Annotated in this window: 19 protein-coding genes; 11 read left to right on the forward strand and 8 right to left on the reverse strand. The window is 73.1% G+C overall.

From position 1 onward, the window contains the following. Positions 1 to 78 precede the first annotated feature (78 nt). From ACZ6Y1_RS20425 to ACZ6Y1_RS20435, 3 genes are all read left to right on the forward strand, one after another. Entirely contained in the window at positions 79 to 1,815 is a 1,737-nt protein-coding gene (locus ACZ6Y1_RS20425) for an immunity 49 family protein (RefSeq protein WP_469631457.1), read from the forward strand. 88 nt (positions 1,816 to 1,903) lie between these two features. Further along, positions 1,904 to 2,764, forward strand: coding sequence for an MBL fold metallo-hydrolase (locus ACZ6Y1_RS20430; protein ID WP_469631387.1), 861 nt, complete (start codon positions 1,904 to 1,906; stop codon positions 2,762 to 2,764). A 149-nt stretch (positions 2,765 to 2,913) separates the two neighbouring features. Further along, positions 2,914 to 3,318, forward strand: coding sequence for a PPOX class F420-dependent oxidoreductase (locus ACZ6Y1_RS20435; RefSeq protein WP_469631390.1), 405 nt, complete (start codon positions 2,914 to 2,916; stop codon positions 3,316 to 3,318). Between the two features lie 77 nt (positions 3,319 to 3,395). Here ACZ6Y1_RS20435 and ACZ6Y1_RS20440 read toward each other — a convergent pair whose 3' ends face one another. The 6 genes from ACZ6Y1_RS20440 to ACZ6Y1_RS20465 all read right to left on the reverse strand — a co-directional run bounded on the left by ACZ6Y1_RS20440 (position 3,396) and on the right by ACZ6Y1_RS20465 (position 12,237). Beyond that, on the reverse strand, positions 3,396 to 3,932 hold the full coding sequence (locus ACZ6Y1_RS20440; RefSeq protein WP_469631394.1) for a GNAT family N-acetyltransferase: 537 nt from the start codon (positions 3,930 to 3,932) through the stop codon (positions 3,396 to 3,398). Positions 3,933 to 3,989: 57 nt separating this feature from the next. Continuing rightward, positions 3,990 to 5,039 carry a M4 family metallopeptidase gene (locus ACZ6Y1_RS20445; RefSeq protein ID WP_469631397.1) on the reverse strand — a complete coding sequence of 350 codons (1,050 nt, stop codon included), beginning with the start codon at positions 5,037 to 5,039 and terminating at the stop codon, positions 3,990 to 3,992. A gap of 173 nt (positions 5,040 to 5,212) precedes the next feature. Then, the gene (locus ACZ6Y1_RS20450) at positions 5,213 to 5,728 is read right to left on the reverse strand and encodes a GNAT family N-acetyltransferase (RefSeq protein WP_469631400.1); all 516 of its coding nucleotides are present in this window, start codon (positions 5,726 to 5,728) and stop codon (positions 5,213 to 5,215) included. Positions 5,729 to 5,844: 116 nt separating this feature from the next. Continuing rightward, on the reverse strand, positions 5,845 to 8,775 hold the full coding sequence (locus ACZ6Y1_RS20455; RefSeq protein ID WP_469631404.1) for a hypothetical protein: 2,931 nt from the start codon (positions 8,773 to 8,775) through the stop codon (positions 5,845 to 5,847). After that, positions 8,776 to 10,638 (reverse strand): HSP90 family protein, encoded by a 1,863-nt coding sequence (locus tag ACZ6Y1_RS20460; RefSeq protein ID WP_469631407.1) that lies wholly within the window; start codon positions 10,636 to 10,638, stop codon positions 8,776 to 8,778. Between the two features lie 621 nt (positions 10,639 to 11,259). Then, the gene (locus ACZ6Y1_RS20465; RefSeq protein WP_469631410.1) at positions 11,260 to 12,237 is read right to left on the reverse strand and encodes a hypothetical protein; all 978 of its coding nucleotides are present in this window, start codon (positions 12,235 to 12,237) and stop codon (positions 11,260 to 11,262) included. 222 nt (positions 12,238 to 12,459) lie between these two features. Between ACZ6Y1_RS20465 and ACZ6Y1_RS20470 the strand changes: the two genes are divergently transcribed. Then, a complete protein-coding gene (locus ACZ6Y1_RS20470; RefSeq protein WP_469631413.1) occupies positions 12,460 to 13,572 on the forward strand; it encodes a hypothetical protein in 1,113 nt (370 codons plus the stop codon). Between the two features lie 10 nt (positions 13,573 to 13,582). Here ACZ6Y1_RS20470 and ACZ6Y1_RS20475 read toward each other — a convergent pair whose 3' ends face one another. Next, a complete protein-coding gene (locus tag ACZ6Y1_RS20475) occupies positions 13,583 to 13,867 on the reverse strand; it encodes a hypothetical protein (protein ID WP_469631415.1) in 285 nt (94 codons plus the stop codon). Positions 13,868 to 14,116: 249 nt separating this feature from the next. Between ACZ6Y1_RS20475 and ACZ6Y1_RS20480 the strand changes: the two genes are divergently transcribed. The 7 genes from ACZ6Y1_RS20480 to ACZ6Y1_RS20510 all read left to right on the forward strand — a co-directional run bounded on the left by ACZ6Y1_RS20480 (position 14,117) and on the right by ACZ6Y1_RS20510 (position 20,997). Continuing rightward, positions 14,117 to 15,793, forward strand: coding sequence for an NAD(P)/FAD-dependent oxidoreductase (locus ACZ6Y1_RS20480; protein WP_469631418.1), 1,677 nt, complete (start codon positions 14,117 to 14,119; stop codon positions 15,791 to 15,793). Next, positions 15,790 to 17,265, forward strand: coding sequence for an ATP-binding protein (locus ACZ6Y1_RS20485; protein WP_469631421.1), 1,476 nt, complete (start codon positions 15,790 to 15,792; stop codon positions 17,263 to 17,265). Before ACZ6Y1_RS20480 ends, ACZ6Y1_RS20485 begins: the two co-directional genes overlap by 4 nt. Then, positions 17,262 to 17,615 (forward strand): UBP-type zinc finger domain-containing protein, encoded by a 354-nt coding sequence (locus tag ACZ6Y1_RS20490; RefSeq protein ID WP_469631424.1) that lies wholly within the window; start codon positions 17,262 to 17,264, stop codon positions 17,613 to 17,615. The genes ACZ6Y1_RS20485 and ACZ6Y1_RS20490 overlap by 4 nt, the downstream gene beginning before the upstream one ends. Positions 17,616 to 17,657: 42 nt before the next feature. Next, the gene (locus ACZ6Y1_RS20495; RefSeq protein ID WP_469631427.1) at positions 17,658 to 18,080 is read left to right on the forward strand and encodes a YjbQ family protein; all 423 of its coding nucleotides are present in this window, start codon (positions 17,658 to 17,660) and stop codon (positions 18,078 to 18,080) included. Positions 18,081 to 18,210: 130 nt separating this feature from the next. Next, positions 18,211 to 18,372: a hypothetical protein gene (locus ACZ6Y1_RS20500; protein WP_469631430.1), complete on the forward strand. Its 162-nt coding sequence runs from the start codon at positions 18,211 to 18,213 to the stop codon at positions 18,370 to 18,372. Continuing rightward, a complete protein-coding gene (locus ACZ6Y1_RS20505) occupies positions 18,369 to 19,841 on the forward strand; it encodes a phosphotransferase (RefSeq protein WP_469631434.1) in 1,473 nt (490 codons plus the stop codon). The genes ACZ6Y1_RS20500 and ACZ6Y1_RS20505 overlap by 4 nt, the downstream gene beginning before the upstream one ends. 148 nt (positions 19,842 to 19,989) lie before the next feature. Next, complete coding sequence (locus ACZ6Y1_RS20510) at positions 19,990 to 20,997, forward strand: DUF4344 domain-containing metallopeptidase (protein ID WP_469631436.1); 1,008 nt, start codon at positions 19,990 to 19,992, stop codon at positions 20,995 to 20,997. Positions 20,998 to 21,081: 84 nt separating this feature from the next. On the opposite strand, the gene ACZ6Y1_RS20515 is transcribed toward ACZ6Y1_RS20510, so the two are convergent. Continuing rightward, positions 21,082 to 21,170 (reverse strand): aggregation-promoting factor C-terminal-like domain-containing protein (locus tag ACZ6Y1_RS20515; protein WP_469631460.1); only part of this gene is annotated, 89 nt, incomplete at its 5' end.

Here is a 21,170-nt window from a genome sequence, read left to right on the forward strand (position 1 = left end):
CCCGCTCCGGCACCCTTTAGGCTGTCCCCCGGTATTCGATCAAGGAGCGGGGCGAAGGTGCGGATAGAGCGTCACCAGGTGGGCGGGGCCGCCGTGTCGGCGGCGCGGGAGGACTTCGCGAACCGGATCGGGGGTCAGGTGCGGTCCATGTCGAGGGGTGGCCGGATGGCCACCTACGAGTGGCAGGCGATCGCGGACGAGTTCCTCGACTACCTGGGCGCGCTCTCCGTCGAGACGCCCGGCCTGGACACCCCGGAGGCCGCCGCCGCCCTCAAGGACGCCTCCGAGGCCGCCGCGGGCGCGGTCGCCTATGCGGCGTACCACCCGCACTGCAGCTTCCAGGTCTTCCTGGAGTACGTGAACTTCGGCATGAGCTACGACCCCGGTGACGACGAGCCCGAGGAGAGCGTCACGCCCGGCGAGTGGACCGACGCGCTCTGCCTGGCGGTGCTCCGGGACAAGGCCAAGTGGCACGGCGAGGCCTTCCACTTCGCCCGCGACAAGTTCGCCTCGCGGACGCGGGGAACGCCCGTCGGGGAGCTCGTCACCGGGCTGATGGCCGTGGTCCTGGACGACACCGGCGACGACGAGGAGTACCCGCCGAGCGCGCGGGCCAAGCTCGCCGCCGTCGACGCGGCCCTGGACCGGATCCGGGGCCGCGCCGAGGAGACCGGCGAACCCCTCCTGGACCGGCCGGACAGCGCCGCGCTGCAGACCCTCCGCGCCCTGGCCGCCGAGGACCGGGACGCCTTCGAAGCCTCGCTGGCCGGCCTCCTCACCCGGCACGCCGCCCTGCACGGCTCGACGACCTCCCCTCGCACCCTTCTCCCGCTCGTCCCGATCGCGCTGGCCGCGCTCGCGTACCGGACGCTGGGCTGGGCGCCGGCCGTCAGCAGCGACTACCTCCCGCACGCGCTGGTCACCGGCTTCGAGACGCGGCCCCCGCGGGTCGGGGGGTTCGGCCGGGACCGGCGGCCGGACGCGGTCGCCGAACTGGCGGCGGGCCCGCTGGTGGTGGACCGGCCGGACTGCGAGCGGGCGGTGAACCCGCAGAGGGAGGCCCGGTACGCGGCATACCTCGAGGAGGCCTTCACTCCCGTCGACGGCGAACCCCTGCAGGTCTGGCGGCTCGAGAGCGTCATGGAGGACCAGGAGCGCCTCTTCAAGTGGCGGGCGCGGGTCCCCGGTGGTATCACGGACGCCCAGCTCGCGGCCCTCGGGCTGGTCTCCCAGATGGGTGCGGCCCTCTTCCGCATCGCGCTCGCGGAACCGGGCACCGAGACCGAGGTGACCGTCGACGGCCGCAGCCTGCGCTACCCGGCCGCGCGGAAGAAGGGGGCCGGAGCCGGCACCTGGCAGACCGCCGTCGCCTTCGCCCTGATCACGGGCGCCCGCGAGGACCTCGCCCCGCTGGTCCTCACCGGCCCCGCCTTCGCCGGCCCCGACGGATCCGCCTTCGGCCCGTACCGCGAGGCCCTCCACGCCTACCTGAAGGGCGACGACCCGGAAGCCGCCGCGCAGCGGGCGCTGGAGCAGGCCGAGAAGGCCAGGGACTGGGGCTTCGCCATGCCGCCGGCCGTGCTGCTGTCGCAGCTCGTCGAGGGTGACGAGGAGAGCTTCAACCTGGCCCTGGCAGACGCGCTCGAAGCCCACCGCGCCCACTACCAGGTCGCCGACCGCGCCGACGATCCGGATGCCGCCGTCAACATCGACATCCTCGCCCTGGCCTGCCACGCCCGCCGGCGCGGCTGGGCGATCCGGGTCGAGTCCCCCTACCTGCCACAGGAGATCCTGCGGGCCGCCGAGCCCTTCTAGGGGGTATTGCGACCGGAAAGGTTTGCCGGGGGCTGCGGACCCCGGCGGCCGGCTCCCCCGCGCCCGGCGGCGAAGGTATGTTGGACAGGTGATCGATTTCCTCCGGGGCGCCCCGGTCGCGGGCAGTCTCGACGTCGTCTGGCACGCGGGCTGGCCCTCCCCGAAGCACGACCCGGCCCCGGAGATCCAGGTCCACGCCTACTCCGAGCACACCGTGATCCTGCGCCAGAACAAATCCGTGCACTACGAAGCCCCGTTCCTCTTCCTCCTCTTCGGCAATGAGCGGGCGCTGCTCCTCGACACGGGAGCGTCCGCCGACCCGGCCCATTTCCCGCTGCGGGAGACGGTCGACCGGCTCGTCGCGGACTGGCTGGAGCGGCATCCGAGGGCCGCGTACCCGCTGCTCGTGGCCCACACGCACGGCCACGGCGACCACGTCGCGGCGGACGGCCAGTTCGCGGACCGGCCGCACACCACCGTCGTGGGGCCCGGGCTGGACGAGGTCAGGGCCGCTTTCGGCCTCGCCGACTGGCCGGACCGGACCGGCGAACTGGACCTGGGCGGCCGGATCCTCGACCTGATCCCCGGCCCCGGCCACCAGCGGGCCGCCCTGGTCTTCCACGACCGTCACACCGGCCTCCTGCTGACCGGTGACTCCGTCTACCCCGGGCGGCTCTACATCGAGGACCGGACGGCCTACTCGGCCACCGTCGACCGCCTGCTGGACTTCTGCGCCACCCGGCCGGTCCGCCATGTCCTCGGCTGCCACATCGAGATGACCACGACGCCGGGCGAGGACTACCCCCGCGGCACCACGCACCAGCCGGACGAGCCGCCGCTCCAGCTCACCACGGCCCACCTGCGGGCCCTTCGCGCGGCCCTCGACGAGACGGCGGACCTCCACGGCACACACCCCTACGGGGAGTTCGTCCTCGTGTACCGGGACTGACGGCGGTCCGGCAGGATCCACGCCGAGGCCCCGCACGGGGATCCGCGGACGTGACCCGCCACGGCCACGATCGGCCGGTTCCCGCGAATCCGGGGCGGGCTGCGGTAGTAGGTGGGGCTACATCCGTACCCCGTCCGAAGGGAACCATCGTGTCCGCTGAGCTCAGCAACCGGCTCAAGGAGCTGCTCGACAGCCCCGTCTTCGTCACCATCGCCACCATCCAGCCCGACGGAAGCCCCCAGGTGTCACCGGTCTGGGTGAAGCGCGACGGCGACGACGTGCTGATCTCGACGACCGTCGGCCGGCGCAAGGAGAAGAACATGCGCCGCGACCCGCGCGTCACCGTCCTGCTGCAGCCCTTCGATTCCCCGTACGAGTACGCGGAGATCCGCGGCACCGCCCAGCTCAGCACCGAAGGCGGCCAGGAGCTGATCAACGAGCTCTCGCTGAAGTACACCGGCAAGGAGTACCGCGACTTCAACCCGGCGTCCGTCGACGACGCCCCGCGCGTGGTCGTCCGCGTCTCCGCCCGGAAGGTCGTCGGGGCGCTCTGACCCCCGGTCACCACCACATCCCGTTCCCCCGCGGCCCTCAAGGGCCGCGGGGTCCCGGAGCCCGTGGGGCGCCGGCACTAGGGGGTGAACTCGTCGGCGAGCATGCCCATGATGACCAGGTCACGGTGTCCGCCGGCGGCGAAGACGCGATCGCGGAGGCGGCCCTCCTCCACGAAGCCGAGCCGGTGGTGAAGCGCCAGCGATGCCTCGTTGTGGGCGAAGATCCGCGCTTCGCACTTGTGGTAGCGCCGCTCTTCGAACATGAAACGCAGCAGCATCACGACGGCTTCCGCCGCATACCCTCTGCGCCGGTGGTCAGCGCCGATCGTGACGCCGTACTCGAACCAGCCGGCCCGCGGATCGGCCTGCGCCACGCCGACGGCACCGACCATCTCCCCCGTGTCGACGGCTTCGACCGCCAACCCGAAGCAGTCGCCATCGGACGTGGCCGCGGCCTGCTCCTTCGCCCGGCTACGGAAGGCCTCGGCGGAACGGGGCGGGTGCAGCAGATCGCCCATCCGCTCCTCGTCCACGGACAAGCGCATGAACGCGGTCCAGTCGTCGGGCTCGATGCCGCGCAGGCGTATCCGTTTGCCGATCCAGAACGATGTCATCCCCTATTCGATCACGATCGAGCCCACCGGTACAGACGCTTTTCCATGGGGCGGGAGCTATACGACACCGGGGATCTGCCGGGCCGCGAAGGCGGCCCGCACGGCGTCCGCCTCGGGGGTGCCGTACATCCGGCGTGCCGTCTCGATGGTCGTCAGGGCCGCGTCCTCGAAGCTGGTGTCGGGCGCGAAGCCGAACTGCGCGTTCACGATGATCCGGTCGGCGACGCGGGCGCCCAGAGCGTTCCGGATGTCGAACAGTGCCCGCGACCAGATCTCCCCGTCGGCGTGCACTTCGCCCTCCAGGTCCCCGTACACCTTGTCGCCGTCCACCCGGCGCAGGCAGTGCGGGGCGGTGGTGTAGGAGACCGCGTCCCAGTCCGCGACGCACGCCAGGTCCGCCCGGCGCGGCCAGCCGTGCGCCTGCACCGCGTTCTCCCCCACCTCGACGGCCAGGTAGTCCCCGAAGGCCTCGCCGATCGCCCCCGCTTCGGGGGAGGACCCGAAGCCGGGCACCTGCGCCTGGTGCACCGCGTGGCCGTACTCGTGGACGATCACCTCGGCGTCCTCGGCGTCGTCCACGCCGCCCTTGCCGAAGCGGATCTCGCCCCTGCGGTCGGTGAAGAAGGAGTTGTCCCGGCCCCACTGGTTGATCCGCACCGCCTGCCGGCGGTCGTTGGCTCCCGGCAGTTCGCTGCCGAAGCCCAGGCCCTGCAGGTAGTCCTGCGCCTCGTTGATCCAGAAGTACGCCATCACCTGCTCGAACTGGTCGTCGCCGCGGTCGTACGTGGCCGCCGCCGGGACCGAGGCCGGGGCGCCGGTCTCCGAGCGGATGTACGCCCACCTCCCTGTGAGCCGCCCGCTCGTGTCGAGGTTGCGCAACTCGGCCAGGGCGTAGGCGGAGTCCGGGACGGCGGTGGCGGAGTCCCGCCGGTCGGTGAGGCTCTGGTCGCCCGTCGACTGGACGGGGTTGACCATGAAGATCCGCGCCTGGGGAAGGGCCGCGGCACCCTCCGTGGGTGCGGCACCGACCGGTGCGGCCGGTACGAGCATCGCGACGCCGGCGGTGGCGGCGGCGACGAGACCGCGAACGGGGGTGCGGCGGGCCATCGACATCCTCCTGGGTGGGTGCTCGGCACGAGGGCGGGCTCACCGTACGCATGGGCGTTCGTGCGGCGACCGCGTGGACGATCGAAACACGCGGCCCGGGGATGACCAAGGAACGCGGCGGGTGAAGTCCCCCGCTCCGACGGCCGGATGGCCGTACGGCGGGCGGGCGGGCCCTACGCGGTGGCCGCGGGGTGCGCGGATAGGTCGATGGTGAAGACCACCCGGTCGAGTCCGGGGCCGTCGTAGTCCACCCGTACGGCCGAGGCCGTGAAGCCGAGCCGGGTGTGGAACGCACGTGAGGCGGTGTTCTCCGGGCTCGTGACGCAGTGCACGTGACGACGGCCGTGCGAGCGGGCGAGCGTGAAGAAGGCCCGGTACAGGGCGCGCCCGACGCCCTGGCCGCGCAGCGCCGGGTCCACACCGACGAAGTGCACGTACGCGGTTCCCGGTTCCGTCTGCGACAGGAATCCGACGAGGAAGGCCGCGACCTCGCCGTCGCCGTGTTCGACCAGGAAGCTGGTGGTGGTGAAGTGCTGGAAGTACAGCCGGGGCAGGAGCAGCGCCCGCTCCCTCGCCCCCGCCTCCCCCTTGAGCCCGCCCCACCACGCGTCCAGTACGGCGAGCACGCGCGGATGGTCCGCACCGCCGGGGCGACGGGCCCTCAGGCCGACGGGAAGATCATCGATCACTCAGGCAGTGTGCCATCCCCCGCCCGGCGCGGGTACGGCCGTGCCCTGCCGGGCGGACGCCGTTGCCCCGGCAGGGCACCGGTACCGGAACGCACCGGCACCGGAACCGGCCCGTGCTACCGCTTCGTGTAGTCCTCGCGGAGCGCGTCGAGGATGTGTGCCGCCTCCGTGAGTCCGGCCGCGCGGCAGCGGGCGGCGGCCGCGGTCAGGCGGGCGACCGCCTCCTTGAAGCGGGCGAGGCCGTTGCCCTCAATGAGGGCCGCGATCCGGACCGCTTCGGCGCGCGGCACCTCGCCCTGTTCCCCGCCCTCCTCGTGGGCGGCGACGGCGGCCTCCGCTTCGGCGAGGGCCTGTTCGAAGCGTTCGGCCTCCGCGAGGACGCGTGCGCGGCGGTAGTGCACGCTGCCTCGCTGGTACCAGGCGGCGAAGTCCTCGATGTCCGGCGGCAGGGCGGCCAGGAGTGCGTCGGCCCGCGTCAGGTGCGCGAGGGCCTCGTCCAGCGCTTCCGGTCCCCTGGCCTGGACGGTGAGCCGGGCGAACTCGCAGATCATATGGTTGATCAGGGGCGGGTTGGGTGCGTCGGCGTGCGCGGCGAGGGCCCTCTCGTACGCCGTGGCCGCGGCGTCCCACCGGTCGGCCAGTGCCAGCGTGGTGGCCGCCTCCGCCGCCACCAGGGTGAGGGTCTGCCGGTCCTGCTCCTCCCAGGCGGCGACGGCGTCCGCCAGCCTGAGGAACTCCTCGGCCGCGGGCAGGTACTCCCCCAGTTCCCGCAGTCCGCGCGCCAGTGTGAGGCGGGCCTGGGCGAGCGCCCGTTCGTCGCACGAGGCCACGCCGTCGCCGGCGAGGACGGATTCCAGGACGGCGACCGCGTCCGCCGGCCGGCCGCCCCGGGCCAGTACGTCCGCGAGCTGGAACCGTGCGTCCGTGGCCTCATCGTGCGCGCCGTCCTGGTCGAACCGGGCGGCCGCCTCCGACAGGTGGCGCACCGCGCCGCCCAGATCGTCGAGGTGCGAGGCCGCGTGCCCGAGGAGCACGTACGTCGGAGCCACCGCGAAGTCCGTGTCGTCGTACCGGGCTGCGTCGGCCAGCGCCCGGTGCAGGAGCTCCACTGCCTCCGCGGGCTCGCCCTTGCCGAGCATCACCTGGGCGAGCATGGCCCGCGGGCGCGCGCCGCGCCAGGGCCGGTCGGAGGCGTCCACGGCGGCGAGAGCGGCCCGCAGGTGCTCCTCGCCGCGTGCGATGTCACCGCTGCGGCCGGCCAGGTCCGCGGAGAACTGGAGCGCGTTGGCCACCTGGTGGGGCACCGACAGGCGCTCGGCCTCCGCCTGCAGTGTACCGGCGCGCTCCTCGAAGCGCCGCATGGCGGGGACCGCCGGTTCCGGCAAGGTCCGCGCCGCGTCCTGGTAGGCGGCGAAGGTGGCCGCGTAGAGCACGATGAGGTACTCCAGCTCGGTGTCCGACGGCCCGTCGGGCGCGGTGGCAGTTCGCAACGGGACTTCGACCGCCAGCTGTCCAGCCTCGGCCAGGAGGGCGTCGAGGCCGGTCCGGATGGCCTCGTGGTCGGCGTCGTCGGAGGTGCTGAGCCACGCCAGACCGCGGGCGCGTGCGGAGAGCGCGTGCCAGGGCATGCCCAGGCCCTCGTACAGCCCGGCGGCCCGCTCCAGCTCGGCGGCGCTCTCCTCGTGGCGGTCCTCCCGGGACAGCCGGTAGGAGCGCTGCTCGGCGCGTTCCGCCGTCAGCAGTTCCTCAGGACCGAGCGCGTCGTCGTACGCTCCGCTGCCGTCGGTGAGGCGCTCCTCGACGCGGGTCCAGAGCCGGGTGGCGCCCGGGTGCCCCGTGAGGTCCAGGCGGCGTGCCTCCCGCACCAGGGCGACAAAGTCCTCGGGGACGTCCGGCGCCGTGGAGGGGACGGGGGCCGCGTTCGCCGCGGCGGGGCGGGCCAGGGACGTACGCAGTCCGAGGGGCAGCGGCTCGGCGAGCAGCGGGCGCTGTTCGAGACGCCTGCGGCGCGTGTCGCCCACCGTGGTGGTGGCGTTGCGGGTGTCGAAGGCCGTGGTGAGCCGGTCCGCCTCCGCGCGGACGTGGGCGAGGAGTTCGCCGGCGGTCCAGTTGCGTCCGGGCGGGCCCGCGACGGCCGTGTCGCCGTGCCCGTCCTCGGCCAGGCGGGCCAGCAGGACCTCGGCGCCTGTGAGGAAGCCGAGGCGGGCCAGGGGTGCGCCGGTGGCCTCGAACAGCGGCCTGTTCTCCGCGAGGATCTCCAGCCCGCGCCCCTCGTTGCGGGAGAGTGTGCAGAACTCGAGATGGAGGCCGACCTCGTCCTGCATTCCGGTGTTGCCCCGGACCAGGCGGTAGCCGGTGAGGTGGTGGGAGCGGGCCTCGTCGGTGCGGCCGGCGCGCAGCAGCGGCAGCAGGGCGCGGGCCTGGCTCATCTGCGGCTCGTCGCTGCAGCTCGTGGCCCCGCCGAGGACCGGCTCCCAGGTGTCCAGCGCTCCCGCGTCGTCGCCCGAGGTGACCCGGTGCACGGCGAGGGTCCGGATCTCGCAGGCCTCGCAGTCGCTCAGTCCGGTACGGGGTCGGGTGGCCCAGAGGTCGTAGGCGTCGGCGAGGCCGTCACCGGTGTGGTGGGCGAGGTGGTAGCGCATCGCCGCGACCGGTTGCATGTCGTGGTCGGCGTCCGCGTAGCGGGTTCGCATCTGCTCGATCCACCCCCGGATGGCGGTCAGGGGCATCTCGGGCACCTGGAGCAGGGAGGTCGTGACCCACTTGAAGCGCCAGAAGACCTGGTGGGCCTCCCATCGGTTGAAGGATTCGGGCGCGGTGTCCCAGAGCTTCAGCACCCGGGCGAAGACCACGGGCGACTTGCGGTGCTCTCCGGTGTGCTCGTACGCCTCCATCAGTTCCAGGAGGGCGGTGACGAGCACGTCCGGCTTGTCGAACGCTTCGGCCGCCTCGACGAGTTCTTCGGCGGTGATGGTGCGCTGCAGGCCGTGGGGGCGGTCGTTGTTCTCGCGGAGCGCTTCGACGACGGCCTCGGGAGTGTCCAGCATCTAGAGTTCCTTCCGGGGCTCGGAGCCCGGTGCCGCCGTACCGGGGTGGTGCATGGCGTGGGTGAGCAGGCCGATGAAGGCCCGGTTCAGCAGCGCGCTCTCACTGGCCCGCAGGGGGCGTCGGCTGAGGAGGAGGGCCTGGCCGTAGAGGGACTCGGCGGTCGTGACGGCCAGTCCGCGCTCCGTGATGGTGATGGCCTGGCGGATCAGCGGGTTGAGGTGGTTCAGGACGAGCTGGGCCCGCGGCGTCTCGTGGCGCAGCGAGCCGAGGATGTCGGCCCAGAGGCCGTCGCTCTCGGCTGCGAGGCTGGACCGGGTCCGCTCGTGGCGGGCGTCCCGGTTGTCGAGGAGCAGGGCGGGGGCGGTGACGGGCTGGAAGTCGCGCAGGACGACGTCGCAGTCGTGGACGCCGATGGTCTCGCGTGCGACGGCGAGGAACGCGGCCGCGCGCAGCTCGGCGGACGGGTCGACGGCGTCGAGGTGTGCCGTGACGGTGGCGGGGTCGAGGTCGGTGACGGACGTGCCGGGGCGGACCTCCGGCAGCCGGTGCACGAGGTCGCGGTCGTAGGTGTAGCCGCCGTTGACGACGCCGAGGCCGGCGGCCGAGGCGATGGGCGCGACCTGGCGGAACTCCTCGACGCTACGGGTGACCAGCAGCGCCCGGTGCGTCCGCGCGAACTCCTCCAGCGTGACGTTGCCGTCCGTGGTCTCGAACGGCAGCCACGGCAGCACGATGCGCAGCAGCTCGTCGTCGTAGCGGGCGAGGGCCTTCACGGCGAGGTGGTGCGTGTCGATGAAGCGGTGCAGCAGCGACGGGTCGCTGGCGGCGAGTCCGGTGAGCCAGTCGCGGATCCGGTCGCCGAGGGCGTCCCGTACGGCGGACAGGGTGCCGTCCTCGTACAGGGCCTCGCGGGAGGCGGTGGGCCGCAGGCTGGTGGTGTCGACGACGCAGCGTACGAAGAACGCCCACTCCGGAAGCAGTTCGGGCGCCTGGTCGGTGAGGAGCATGCCCTTGAGGTGGACGCGGTGGCCGGCGCGCTGTGCCGGGCTCATGGCCGTGGGCAGTACGTACGCGACGCCGCGCAGCCCGGCGGCCGGCAGGTCGAGCTCGATCGTGTCGAGGGGGGTGAAGTCGAAGACGGTGCGGCAGTAGGCGGTCATCGCCTCGCGGCGGGCCAGCGGAGAGCGGTGGGCGAGTTCCCACGGGGGTGCTTCGTTGATCCGGTGGGTCTCGCCGCGCGGGTCGACGACGGTGACCTCGTGGCGCAGCAGTCCGCCGTAGTGGCGGGCCAGGGAGACGACCTGCTGTGGGGCGGTCCACTCGGCGTTGTCGGCGCGCGGGGTGAGGCGGACGGTCGTACCGGGCTCGGGCACGGTGGAGGCGGGCAGGCTGCGGATGGTGTAGCGGCCGTCGGAGTGGCCCCGCCATTCGACGGCCGGTGCCGAGGGGTCGGCGGCGGACCGGCTGACCACGGTGATCTCGTCGGCGACGACGAAGCAGGCGAGCAGGCCGATGCCGAACTGGCCGATGAAATCACCGCGGGCGGCGTCGAGGCCGGCGCCGTCCAGGACGCCGTCGGGGGTCCGCTTGGAGCTGCGGCCGATGGTGGCGAGGAACCGGTGGACGTCGGCCTCGGTCAGTCCGACGCCCGTGTCGGTGACGGTGAGGGTGTCGCCGGTGCGCACCGTGATGGCGGCGGGCGCGGAGGGGTCGGCGGCCTGCCGGGCGGTGATGGCGTCCACGGCGTTCTGCAGCAGCTCGCGCAGGTAGACGCGGGGGCTGGAGTAGAGGTGGTGGGAGAGCAGGTCGACCAGGCCGCGCAGGTCGACCTGGAAGGTGTGGGCGGTCTCTGAGTTGGGCACCTGACGGAGCCTTTCGGTGGTCACGCGGCCCGGCGGGGCCGGGCGGAGGCGTACGGGAGTCGGGGCGGCTGCCCGGGGTTGGGGGCGGGTGCGGGGACGGATGCGGATGCGGATGCGGGTGTCGGCGCGGGTGCGGTTGTTCGGGAACGGGGGTGGGTGCGGGGGTTCCTGCGGATGCGAGGAGCGGCCGGGTACGGGGGCGGGTGCGGCGGTTCCGACGCAGGGTGCGGCCGGGTGCAGGGGCGCCGGCGCCGACGCCGGGCAACGACCCTCGGAGCCGGAACGGGCTGCCGTGGGGCGATGGCCCGAGGGGCCTCGCAACCCCCCGTTCCGCCGGGCCCCCCGTGGCCCTACGGTTCCCCACGCGGCCCCCGATTCCGCGCGGTCCCCGGCCATTCGTGGTCCGCCGAGCCCTTGCGGTCCCCGGTCCCTCGTCGGTTCCCGGTCCCTCGTCGGTCCCTGGTCCCTCGCGGCCCCAGCCCCTCGTTGGCCAGCATCACGCTGGTCCCCAGCCCTCGTGGTCCCCGGCCCCAATGGTTCCCGGTCCCTCGCGGACCCCGGTCCCTCGCGGCCCCCGCGGCACGCCGGCTCACGCGGAACCAGGGCCCGCGCCCCCGCGCTTCAGCCGCCGGTTGCCGAGCGCCGCTCGCGGTAGGCCGCGGCCGGGTCGGAGCCGTTCAGGTAGTACCAGGGGAACTTCGTCACGCGGCCGTCGGTGATGCGGAAGCACTCCCGCGCGGCGTCACGGTCCCCAGCCAGTGAGAAGGCCATCGCGAAGGTGTTGAGGACCTGGAGCCCCCCGCCGGCGACGGTGAAGTCCGGGTGGCGGAAGGAGTGGTCGGCAGCCTCCCGCAGGGATGCGGCGACCTCGGGCCGGCGCATGTAGGCGGCGTCCGCTCCGGAGTCGAGGGAGAGCCAGTGTTCGAGGTGGGCGATGGCGACGAGCTGGCCCAGCCGGCTGCCGGCGGGCGCGCCGAACGCGGACGCCCGGGCGAACGCGTGCATCTCCTCGTGCGACCCGCCCCACTTTTCGCAGAGCTGCTGCAACTGCTGCTGGTGCGCTCCCAGGTGGACCGGGTCGCGCCGCACCGTCGCCTCGAAGCGGCGGCGTGCGACCGTCTGCCCGACCTCGAGGCCGCGGCCGGTGATCTGGAGGCCGTACCAGGGCGAGGTCCACCGCGGTTCGCGCTCCGCCACCGCGTAGAGGTGCTCCTCGGCGGTGCGCAGCCGCGCGTGGAATACCTCGAACTGCTCGCGCGAGACGTCCTTGGCCCGTGCTCCGGTCCGCGCCTCCCAGCCCCAGCTGATGTGACGGATCCCCGCGACGAGCCGGGGCAGGGCCGCCTCGGGATCCGCTTCGAGGACCCGGGCGATCCACCGCTCCACCCCCGCTGTGTCGGCAACGGCCCACAGCAGCTCGGTCCGGTCCTCGCTCTCGGGGCGTCCTTCGAGTACCTGGCGCACGGCGGCCCAGTCCGCTGCCGCGGCGGCGTCCCGGACGCGCCGTACGTCGGGATCGCCCGAGTCCTCCTGGACCCGCGCCACGGGCTTACCAGCCCATTTCCCCAGCGTGAGTCCCCATTGACGGAGCAATGCCATGCCCCCACCCCTAGTTGCGTTCGAACGGGGAGGGCACTGATCACCTCCCGTGGGTTAGTGACTATCACGCCGAACCGACAATCACACAACCGTTTCCCAGGGGCCTCGCCGGGACCCGGTCCGGGTCAGGGGAGAGCACCCCCACCCCCGCTCTGACCTCGCCTTATCGTATGGGGGCCGAGGTATTGCGTGGAGTGATCGCTTCGGGGATCATTCCCCGCCGTGACCTTCTTCCTCGCCGTCCTGCTCGGCGTGCTCCCCATCGCCCTCTACCGTGTCCTCCTCAGTACCGGCCGTGCCGACGCCTGGGTCGGCAAGCACTTCGTGGCGCCCGCCTACGGCCTTCCACCCCGTGACGTGCTCGACAACCGGCGCGCCGGTCCGCCCCCGTCGGCCCACCGGCTGGAGGAGCGGCAGGCCGTCGCCGACGCTGCGTGGGACGGGGACTGGAAGGCCGCCGAGCGGTACGTCGGGGCGGCGGGCGAGGACTGGGACGAGCGCTGGGCCCGGCTGGAGTTTCTCCAGCACGTCGCCCGGAGGGACGACGCCTGGCTCGGCGCGTGGCGTGCGGCTGAGCCCGGGAACTGCGACGCGGCGACCCTTCTCGCGAGCCTGATGGTCCACCGCGCCTGGGAGATCCGGGGAAGCGGCTACGCCCACCAGGTCATGACCTCGGACATGAACCGCTTCCGTGCGATGCTCCCGGCCGCGATCGAGGAGGCCCGGAAGGCGGCGCTGCTCGATCCCGCGAACCCGGGGCCCTGGGTCGTCATGATCACGGCGGCCCGCGGAGCGAAGTACTCCCGCTCGCAGTTCAGGCCGCTCTGGAAAGAGCTCGTCACCCGGGCGCCCCACCACTACGAGGGCCACTGGCAAGCGCTCCAGTACTGGTGCGCCAAGTGGTTCGGCAGCAACCGGCTGATGATGCGGTTCGCCCGGCAGGCGGTCCGCAAGGCCCCGGCCGGCAGCCCGCTCGCCGGGATCTACCTGCACGCGCTGGACGAGCTCGCCGAACGGTCCACTTCCGTCCCGCCGGCCGTGACGCCCATGAACCGGCGTCGGCTGAAGCGGATCGCCGCCTCGTTCGACCAGGTGGCACCCGATGACGAACGTCTGCCGGTCCTGCGTCACCTGCTGGCCCACCGCATGGTCGAGTCGATGCTGTACACGGCCGCTCTGGAGCAGTTCCGCCGGATCGGACCGTGGTGCGGGGCGGAGCCCTGGCGCTCGGCCGGGAACCCGGTGATGGCGTTCGAAACGGCCCGCGGCAGGGCCGCGAAGCTGTCCCGGACCCGCCCCGCCCCGACGCAGCAGGTCTACGGGATGGCGCGCTAGCCTGCGGCCGTCATCCGGCCGCGACGACCTCGCCGGCCGTGACCTCGGGAGGGTTGGGGAGGAGTGACGCCAGGCTCTCGCGTACGAACGCGGCCGCCCTGGTGATCGATTCCTCGGCCCCGGCACGGTCCTCGTAGACGCTGGTGGAGACCATCACGCCGTCCCCCGCGTCGATCCAGTAGTAGGCCACGAATCCGGGGACCCGGCGCAGGAGGGGCACGAAGCCCTCGTCCACCCGGCGTCCCGCCTCGGCGGGGTCGGTCACCCCTTCGTACCGTCGGACCACTGCGTACACGGCTGATCTCCTCACGTCCCGGGGCGGTCTCGCGCGGAACGACATACCCGCGCCGGTCGCCGCCCGCCCGCAGGGCGCCCGGATGGCACCCGGACAGACGCACGCTGACCGGCCGCGACCGGCCGCGCACCCCGGGTGCGGGGTCCGCGGTGTCCTGGAGCGTTGCCGGGTCATCGAACATACGATGGGCGGGAACCGGCGCGGACGGCTCCCGCTGCCGGCCGCCCAGAGCACTCGGGGTGGAGACGTATGGCACAGGCTGCCGATGCAGGCAGGACCGTCATCCTGACGGTGGACGACGACCCGGGGGTTTCCCGTGCCGTCGCGCGGGACCTGCGGCGTCGGTACGGCGCCGGGTACCGGATCGTGCGCGCCGAGTCCGGGGAGTCCGCGCTGGAGGCCCTGCGCGAGCTGAAGCTGCGGGGCGACCTGGTGGCGGTGATCCTGGCCGACTACCGGATGCCGCAGATGAACGGCATCGAGTTCCTCGAACAGGCCCTGCAGGTGTACCCGGGCGCGCGGCGCGTGCTGCTCACCGCCTACGCCGACACCAACGCGGCGATCGACGCCATCAACGTCGTCGACCTCGACCACTACCTCCTCAAGCCGTGGGACCCGCCGGAGGAGAAGCTCTACCCCGTCGTGGACGATCTGCTCGCCGCCTGGCGGTCCAGCGACCACCGGCCGGTGCCCGCCACCAAGGTGGTCGGGCACCGCTGGTCGGCGCGTTCCTCGTACGTGCGGGAGTTCCTGGCCCGCAACCAGGTGCCGTACCGCTGGTACTCGTCCGACGAGCCGGAGGGACGGCGGCTGCTGGAGGCGGCCGGGGCCGACGGACAGCGGCTGCCCGTGGTGGTCACCCCGGAGGGCGCCGTGCTGGTCGAGCCGGACGCCCCCGAACTGGCCGCCCGCGTCGGGCTCGCGACCACCCCGACCGCCGACTTCTACGACCTCGTCGTGATCGGCGGCGGTCCGGCCGGGCTCGGGGCGGCCGTGTACGGGGCTTCCGAGGGGCTGCGCACCGTACTGGTCGAGCGGTCGGCGACCGGCGGGCAGGCCGGGCAGAGCTCGCGCATCGAGAACTACCTCGGCTTCCCGGACGGCGTGTCGGGCGCACAGCTCACGGAGCGGGCCCGCCGCCAGGCCGGCCGGTTCGGCGCCGAGATCCTCACCGCGCGCGAGGTCACGGGGCTGGAGGTGAACGGCGCGGCGCGCGTGGTCCGCTTCTCGGACGGGTCGGCGGTGGCCGCACAGAGCGTCATCCTGGCGACGGGCGTGTCCTACCGGCAGCTCCAGGCGCCGGGCTGCGAGGAGCTGACCGGCTGCGGGGTGTACTACGGCTCCTCGCTGACCGAGGCGGCCTCCTGCCAGGGCCATGACGTGTACATCGTGGGCGGCGCCAACTCCGCGGGCCAGGCCGCGATGTACCTGGCGCGGGGTGCCAAGTCGGTGACGCTGCTGGTGCGCGGGGAGTCCCTGACGGCCTCCATGTCGTACTACCTGATCCAGCAGATCGAGGAGGCGCCGAACATCACGGTGCGGACCCGTACCGTCGTCGAGTCGGTGCACGGCGACGGGCACCTGGAGCGGCTGACGCTGCGCGACGTGGACAGCGGTGCGACCGAACTCGTCGACGCCCAGTGGATGTTCGTGTTCATCGGCGCGGCCCCGCGGACCGACTGGCTGGACGGTACGGTGCTGCGCGACGAGCACGGGTTCATCCTGGCCGGGCCGGACCTCACACCGGACGGGCGACCGCCGGCCGAGTGGGAGCTGGACCGGCCGCCCTATCACCTGGAGACCAGCATTCCCGGCGTGTTCGTGGCGGGCGACGCACGTGCCCGGTCCGCGAAGCGCGTCGCGTCCGCCGTCGGAGAGGGAGCCATGGCCGTGATGCTCGTCCACCGGTACCTGGAGCAGTCATGAGCGGGCAGGTCATGCCGTGCAGCCCGCAGGAGATCACCTCGCTGTTCCTGTTCGAGAAGCTCTCCCCGGAGCAGCTCGGGTGGCTGTGCCGCGAGGGGCGGGTGGAGCGGTTCGAGGCGGGCCCGGTCTACACCGAGGGCGACCCGGCCACCTGCTTCTACGTGATGATCGAGGGCACCGTCGTCCTCTACCGCCGGGTCGGGGGCGACGACGTCGAGGTGAGCCGCACCTCGCAGCGCGGCGTGTACGCGGGAGCCATGCAGGCCTACCTCGGCGACCGCGTGCCCCAGACGTACAACAACTCGATGCGGGTGACCGAGCCGACGCGGTTCTTCGTCCTGCCCGCGCAGTCGTTCGCGGACATGATGCGGGAATGGTTCCCGATGGCCGCACACCTGCTGGAGGGGCTCTTCTTCGGTTCGAAGCAGACCCAGCGGGCCATCGGGCAGCGCGAACGGCTGCTGGCGCTCGGATCGTTGTCCGCCGGGCTCACCCACGAGCTCAACAACCCGGCCGCGGCGGCCGTCCGGGCCACCGCGACGCTGCGGGAACGGGTGGGCAAGATGCGGCACAAGCTGGCCCACATCTCCCAGGGCCAGTACTCGCGCGAGGCAATCGCCGACCTCATCGAGATCCAGGAGCGGACCGTCGAGCGCGTCGCGAAGGCGTCGGCGCTCAGCCCGCTGGAGGCCTCCGACCGGGAGGACGAGCTCGCCGACTGGCTCGACGACCACGGCATCCCGGAGGGCTGGCGGATCGCGCCGACCTTCGTACAGGCCGGTCTGGACACGGACTGGCTGGAGCACGTCGCGGCGACCGTGTCGGAGGAGATCCTCCCGGCGGCCGTCGGCTGGCTCAACTACACGGTCGAGACCGAGTTGTTGATGGACGAGATCGACGACTCCACCGCCCGCATCTCCCACCTCGTGGACGCGGCCAAGCAGTACTCGCAGCTCGACCGCGCCCCGCACCGCGTCGTCGACGTCCACGAACTCCTCGACAGCACCCTGCTGATGCTGTCCGGGAAGATCGGTCCCCAGGTGCGGGTGGTCAAGGCCTACGACCGCTCCGTGCCGGACGTGCCCGCCTACCCGGCGGAGCTGAACCAGGTGTGGACCAACCTCGTCGACAACGCCGTCTTCGCTATCGGGAGCACCGGCGGCGAGGGCACTCTGACGGTCCGCACGGCGCGCGAGGGGGACCGGCTGCTGGTGGAGTTCCGCGACACCGGCCCCGGCATCCCCGCGGACATCCGCAGCCGCATCTTCGACCCCTTCTTCACCACCAAGCCGGTCGGCGAGGGCACCGGCCTCGGCCTCGACATCTCCTGGCGGATCGTCGTCAACAAGCACCACGGGAGCCTCGAGGTCGAATCCGCCCCGGGCGACACCCGCTTCCGGGTGCTGCTGCCGCTGACCGCCCCGCCGCAGGAGACCTCCACCGACACGGAAACCGCCGAGGAGCAGGTATGACCGAGATCGCGGGAATCGACCCGACCGTCCCGCCCGGCGGCACGGGCTGCGCCGAGTGCGAGGCGGTGGGCGGCTGGTGGTTCCACCTGCGGCGCTGCGCCCAGTGCGGCCACATCGGCTGCTGCGACTCGTCGCCCGCGCAGCACGCCACGGCCCACTGGAAGTCCACCGGCCACCCCCTGGTGCAGAGCTTCGAGCCGGGCGAGGAGTGGTTCTGGAACTTCGACACCGGTGCCCTGTACGAGGCGGGGCCCGAACTGGCACCCCCGCACGGACATCCGGCGGACCAGCCGGCGCCGGGACCGGCCGACCGGGTCCCGCAGGACTGGACGACGCGACTGCACCGCTGAAGGCGCGTGGCCCGTGGCGTGGAGGGGCGCGAGGATGGAGGGATGACAGACACCTTCACCACCCGGACGATCGAGGTCACCACCGGCTCCGCCGAGACCGTCCACGATCTGACCGCCGCGTGCGCCCGATTCCTCGGCGAGGTCGCCCGGGGGCGCGACGGGCTCCTCAACGTGTTCACCCCGCACGCCACGGCCGGGCTGGCCGTCATCGAGACGGGCGCGGGCAGCGACGAGGACCTGCTGGACGCCCTGCGTACGCTGCTGCCCGCCGACGACCGCTGGCACCACCGGCACGGTTCCCCCGGGCACGGCCGCGACCACGTCCTCCCGGCGCTCGTACCGCCGCACGCGACGCTTCCGGTCGTGGGCGGCGAACTCGCCCTGGGCACCTGGCAGTCGGTCGTCCTGGTCGACACCAACGGGGACAACCCACGGCGCACCGTACGGCTGTCCTTCCTCGCCTGAGACTCCGGGACAATCCCCCGGCCGGGTGACCCGCCCCTGTTCGAGCGAGTTTCAACGCCGCCACCGCAGCCCCGCCAAGGCGACCGCGCCCCAGGGGAACATTCGTTCGCCGCCCGCCGCGGATCCGGCCGTGACGTACCCCGATCGGTTGTCGTTCCTGGAGCACCAGTACTGGTCGTGCGTCCATCCGGAGGACCCCGTGCACCTGCCGCAGCCCGGCCTCTCGAACCCCGCAGCAATCGAACACCCCGGGGACCGGGTCACCTCCCGCCATCCCGGCGCCGCGACGTGAGCGGCGGACCCCGGCACACGGTGCCGGTCGACGTCCATCTCCTCCTGCGCCGGGACGGCGGGGCGGGCCCGGAGGTGCTGCTGTCCCGGCGGGCCGGACCCGTCTACGCGACGGGACTGTGGCACCTGCCCTCCGGGCACCTCGACCCGGACGAGGACATGGTCGAGGCGGTGATCCGGGAGGCCCGCGAGGAGACCGGCGTGCTCATCGACGGCGAGGACGTGACCGCGGCCGTCACCGTGCACCACCGCCCTCCCACGGGCTCCCGCTCCCGTCTGGGCGTCTTCTTCGAGGTGCGGCGGTGGGCCGGGCGGCCCGGGATCATGGAGCCGGACCGCTGCGACGCCATGGGCTGGTACCCGATGGACGACCTGCCGGGGCCGATGGTGGCGTACTGCCGGGCCGGGCTGGACGCCTACCGGGCCGGGCTGCCGGCCGCGGTGCACTTCCAGCGGCCGGACGACGCCGTCGAGCACGCACCGGACGGCCCGGACCGCGCCCGCCTGCTGGCCGGCCCGGCCGCCGACGGGCCCGTACTGCCGTACCCGCTGCGGGTGTTCGCAGAGCGGGCCGTGGGCCGGATCACGCGGGCGACGGAGGTGTCCCGGGTGCGCACCGGCAGCCGGGTATGGCGGCTGACCGGGGCCGAGGGCGGCACCTGGTACCTGAAGCGGCACCGCGGCGCGGAGTCCCACGCCCGGGAGGTGGCCGCGTACCGGACGTGGGCACCGGCGCTCGGGCCGCGGGCCCCGCGCCTCGTCGCGGCCGACGCGGCGACGCGGGCCGTCGTCGTGACCGCGCTGGCCGGGCGCCCGCTGCACGGCACGGTCCTCGACGCGGCCGCCGAGGCGCGCGTCCAGCACGCTCTGGGCCGTCTGGCCCGCGCCCTGCACCGCTGCGCCCCGGCGCGGAGCGCCGGCGTCCCGGCGGCCGTGGGCGCGGTGGGCCGCCATCTGGCGGAGGCCCGGCCGTACCTCGCCGACGGCGACGAGGAGCTGGTGCTGGCCCTGGTCCGGGCGTACGAGGCCCTGCCGCAGCCCGTCCTCGTCCCCACCCACGGGGACCTCCAGTACCGCAACGTCCTGCTCTCCGAGGACGACGAACCGCGGCTGCTCGACTTCGAGCGGGCCGAATACGCCACCGCCACCCGGGACATGGTGCGCCTCGACGACACCTGGACCGGCCGTCCGGACCTGCGTGCCGCGTTCCTCGGCGGCTACGGCAGACCGCTCACCCCCACCGAGGAACTCCGCCTGGACTGCGAGGCCGCCTTCGACGCCGTCTCGGGCATCGCCTACGGCACCGGGCACGACGACCCGGAGGTCACAGAACGCGGCCTGCGCACCCTACGCCGCCTCCGGGCCGGCACGCACACCCTGCCCGACGGGAGGAGTCCCGTGCCCGGCCCCCGCCGTACCGCCCTCGCCGACGCCACCGAGGGGGCACGGCCACTACGCGGCGGGGCGTGACTTCCGTCCCCTGCGCGGCGCCGGGAAGTCCCTCCTCGAACACGTGACGGGCCTGCGGCGACGGTCCCCCGAACGGACGGTTCGGCGGGCACCCGTCCACGGCCGACCGGAGGATGAGCCGGGGAACGCGCGACGGGAGCCGACCACGATGCCGAACACCGCCAGTCAGGCGCACCGGGCGCGCAGCGCCCTGGCAGGAGTGCTGGTCCTCGCCGGGGTCGCCGTCACCGGGTGCGGGAGCGGGAGCGGGGAGCGCGACGCCGGGCAGGGCCCCGGAGGAGGACCCCGCCCGCAGGGGACGCCCTCCGGCAGGGTCACCGTCGTCTACGAGGACCGGACGGTCCCGCCGGAGGACCGGCAGGTCGTGGCACTGGTCCGCGACTCCCGGGTGCTCGAGCGGACCGCCGACTGGGTGAACCGGACACTCACCCTTCCCCACGACCTGGTCGTGAAGGTCACCGCTGCGGTGCCACCCGGCGTCACCGACGCCGTCACACAGCCGGACGGCAGGACGGTCTACATCCCGCCGTCGTTCCTGGCCCAGATCGAGGATGCCTTCGACGACGTCGTGAAGACCGTCGAACGGCCCGCCCCGTTCCCCGCGTCCGAGTACAACACCGACGATCTGACCGCGCTGGCGACCGAGTTCATCTTCGGCCACGAGATGGGCCACGCCCTGCAACGCCAGCTCCTGCTGGCCAACCTCGGCCTCGAAGAGGACGCGGCGGACGGCTTCGCGTCCTTCTACACCGTCAACGAGGTCGGGCCGGGCCCGTCGCTGGCCGCCGCGATCCTCTTCGACGAGATCGCCCGCAAGGAAGGCAGGCTGACCCTGGAGAACCTGGCCAGTGACCACCCCGTCACCCAGGCACGGGTCTTCAACTTCCTGTGCTACCTGGAGGGCAGCGACCCGAAGAAGTACAAGCAGCCCCTGGTCGACGGCGGCTACCTCCCGAAGACCCGCGCCCCCCTCTGCCCGCAGGCGTGGGCGATGCTGGACTACGGCTGGTGGACCCAGCTGCAAGCGCACTTCGGCGCGGCGTACAAGCCGCGCGGAGACCAGGAGCAGAAGCGGGCGCAGGTGCGGCTGGTCGCGGAGACGGAGGCCTTGACGAAGGTCCTCGACGAGATCCGCAGGAGCGAAAGACCCCGGTGACGCGCAAAAGACGCCCGGCGGGAGTCCCCGCCGGGCGTCTTGCGTGCGACTGCTGCCTGTGCTGCTGCCTGTGCTGCAGGCGGCTCAGTACCAGTGGTTGGCGGACCAGAAGTTCCAGGCGCCGACCGGGCTGCCGTAGCGGGAGTTCATGTAGTCCAGGCCCCACTTGATCT

Source organism: Streptomyces sp. NPDC053432, assembly GCF_055585365.1.

Excerpts from the sequence above, each read along its gene's own strand:
- ACZ6Y1_RS20485 (WP_469631421.1), top strand. The coding sequence starts at position 15,790 with ATGAGCGGGCAGGTCATGCCGTGCAGCCCGCAGGAGATCACCTCGCTG.
- ACZ6Y1_RS20495 (WP_469631427.1), top strand. The coding sequence starts at position 17,658 with ATGACAGACACCTTCACCACCCGGACGATCGAGGTCACCACCGGCTCC.
- ACZ6Y1_RS20510 (WP_469631436.1), top strand. The coding sequence starts at position 19,990 with ATGCCGAACACCGCCAGTCAGGCGCACCGGGCGCGCAGCGCCCTGGCA.
- ACZ6Y1_RS20440 (WP_469631394.1), bottom strand. The coding sequence starts at position 3,932 with ATGACATCGTTCTGGATCGGCAAACGGATACGCCTGCGCGGCATCGAG.
- ACZ6Y1_RS20445 (WP_469631397.1), bottom strand. The coding sequence starts at position 5,039 with ATGGCCCGCCGCACCCCCGTTCGCGGTCTCGTCGCCGCCGCCACCGCC.
- ACZ6Y1_RS20455 (WP_469631404.1), bottom strand. The coding sequence starts at position 8,775 with ATGCTGGACACTCCCGAGGCCGTCGTCGAAGCGCTCCGCGAGAACAAC.
- ACZ6Y1_RS20465 (WP_469631410.1), bottom strand. The coding sequence starts at position 12,237 with ATGGCATTGCTCCGTCAATGGGGACTCACGCTGGGGAAATGGGCTGGT.
- ACZ6Y1_RS20480 (WP_469631418.1), top strand. The coding sequence starts at position 14,117 with ATGGCACAGGCTGCCGATGCAGGCAGGACCGTCATCCTGACGGTGGAC.
- ACZ6Y1_RS20490 (WP_469631424.1), top strand. The coding sequence starts at position 17,262 with ATGACCGAGATCGCGGGAATCGACCCGACCGTCCCGCCCGGCGGCACG.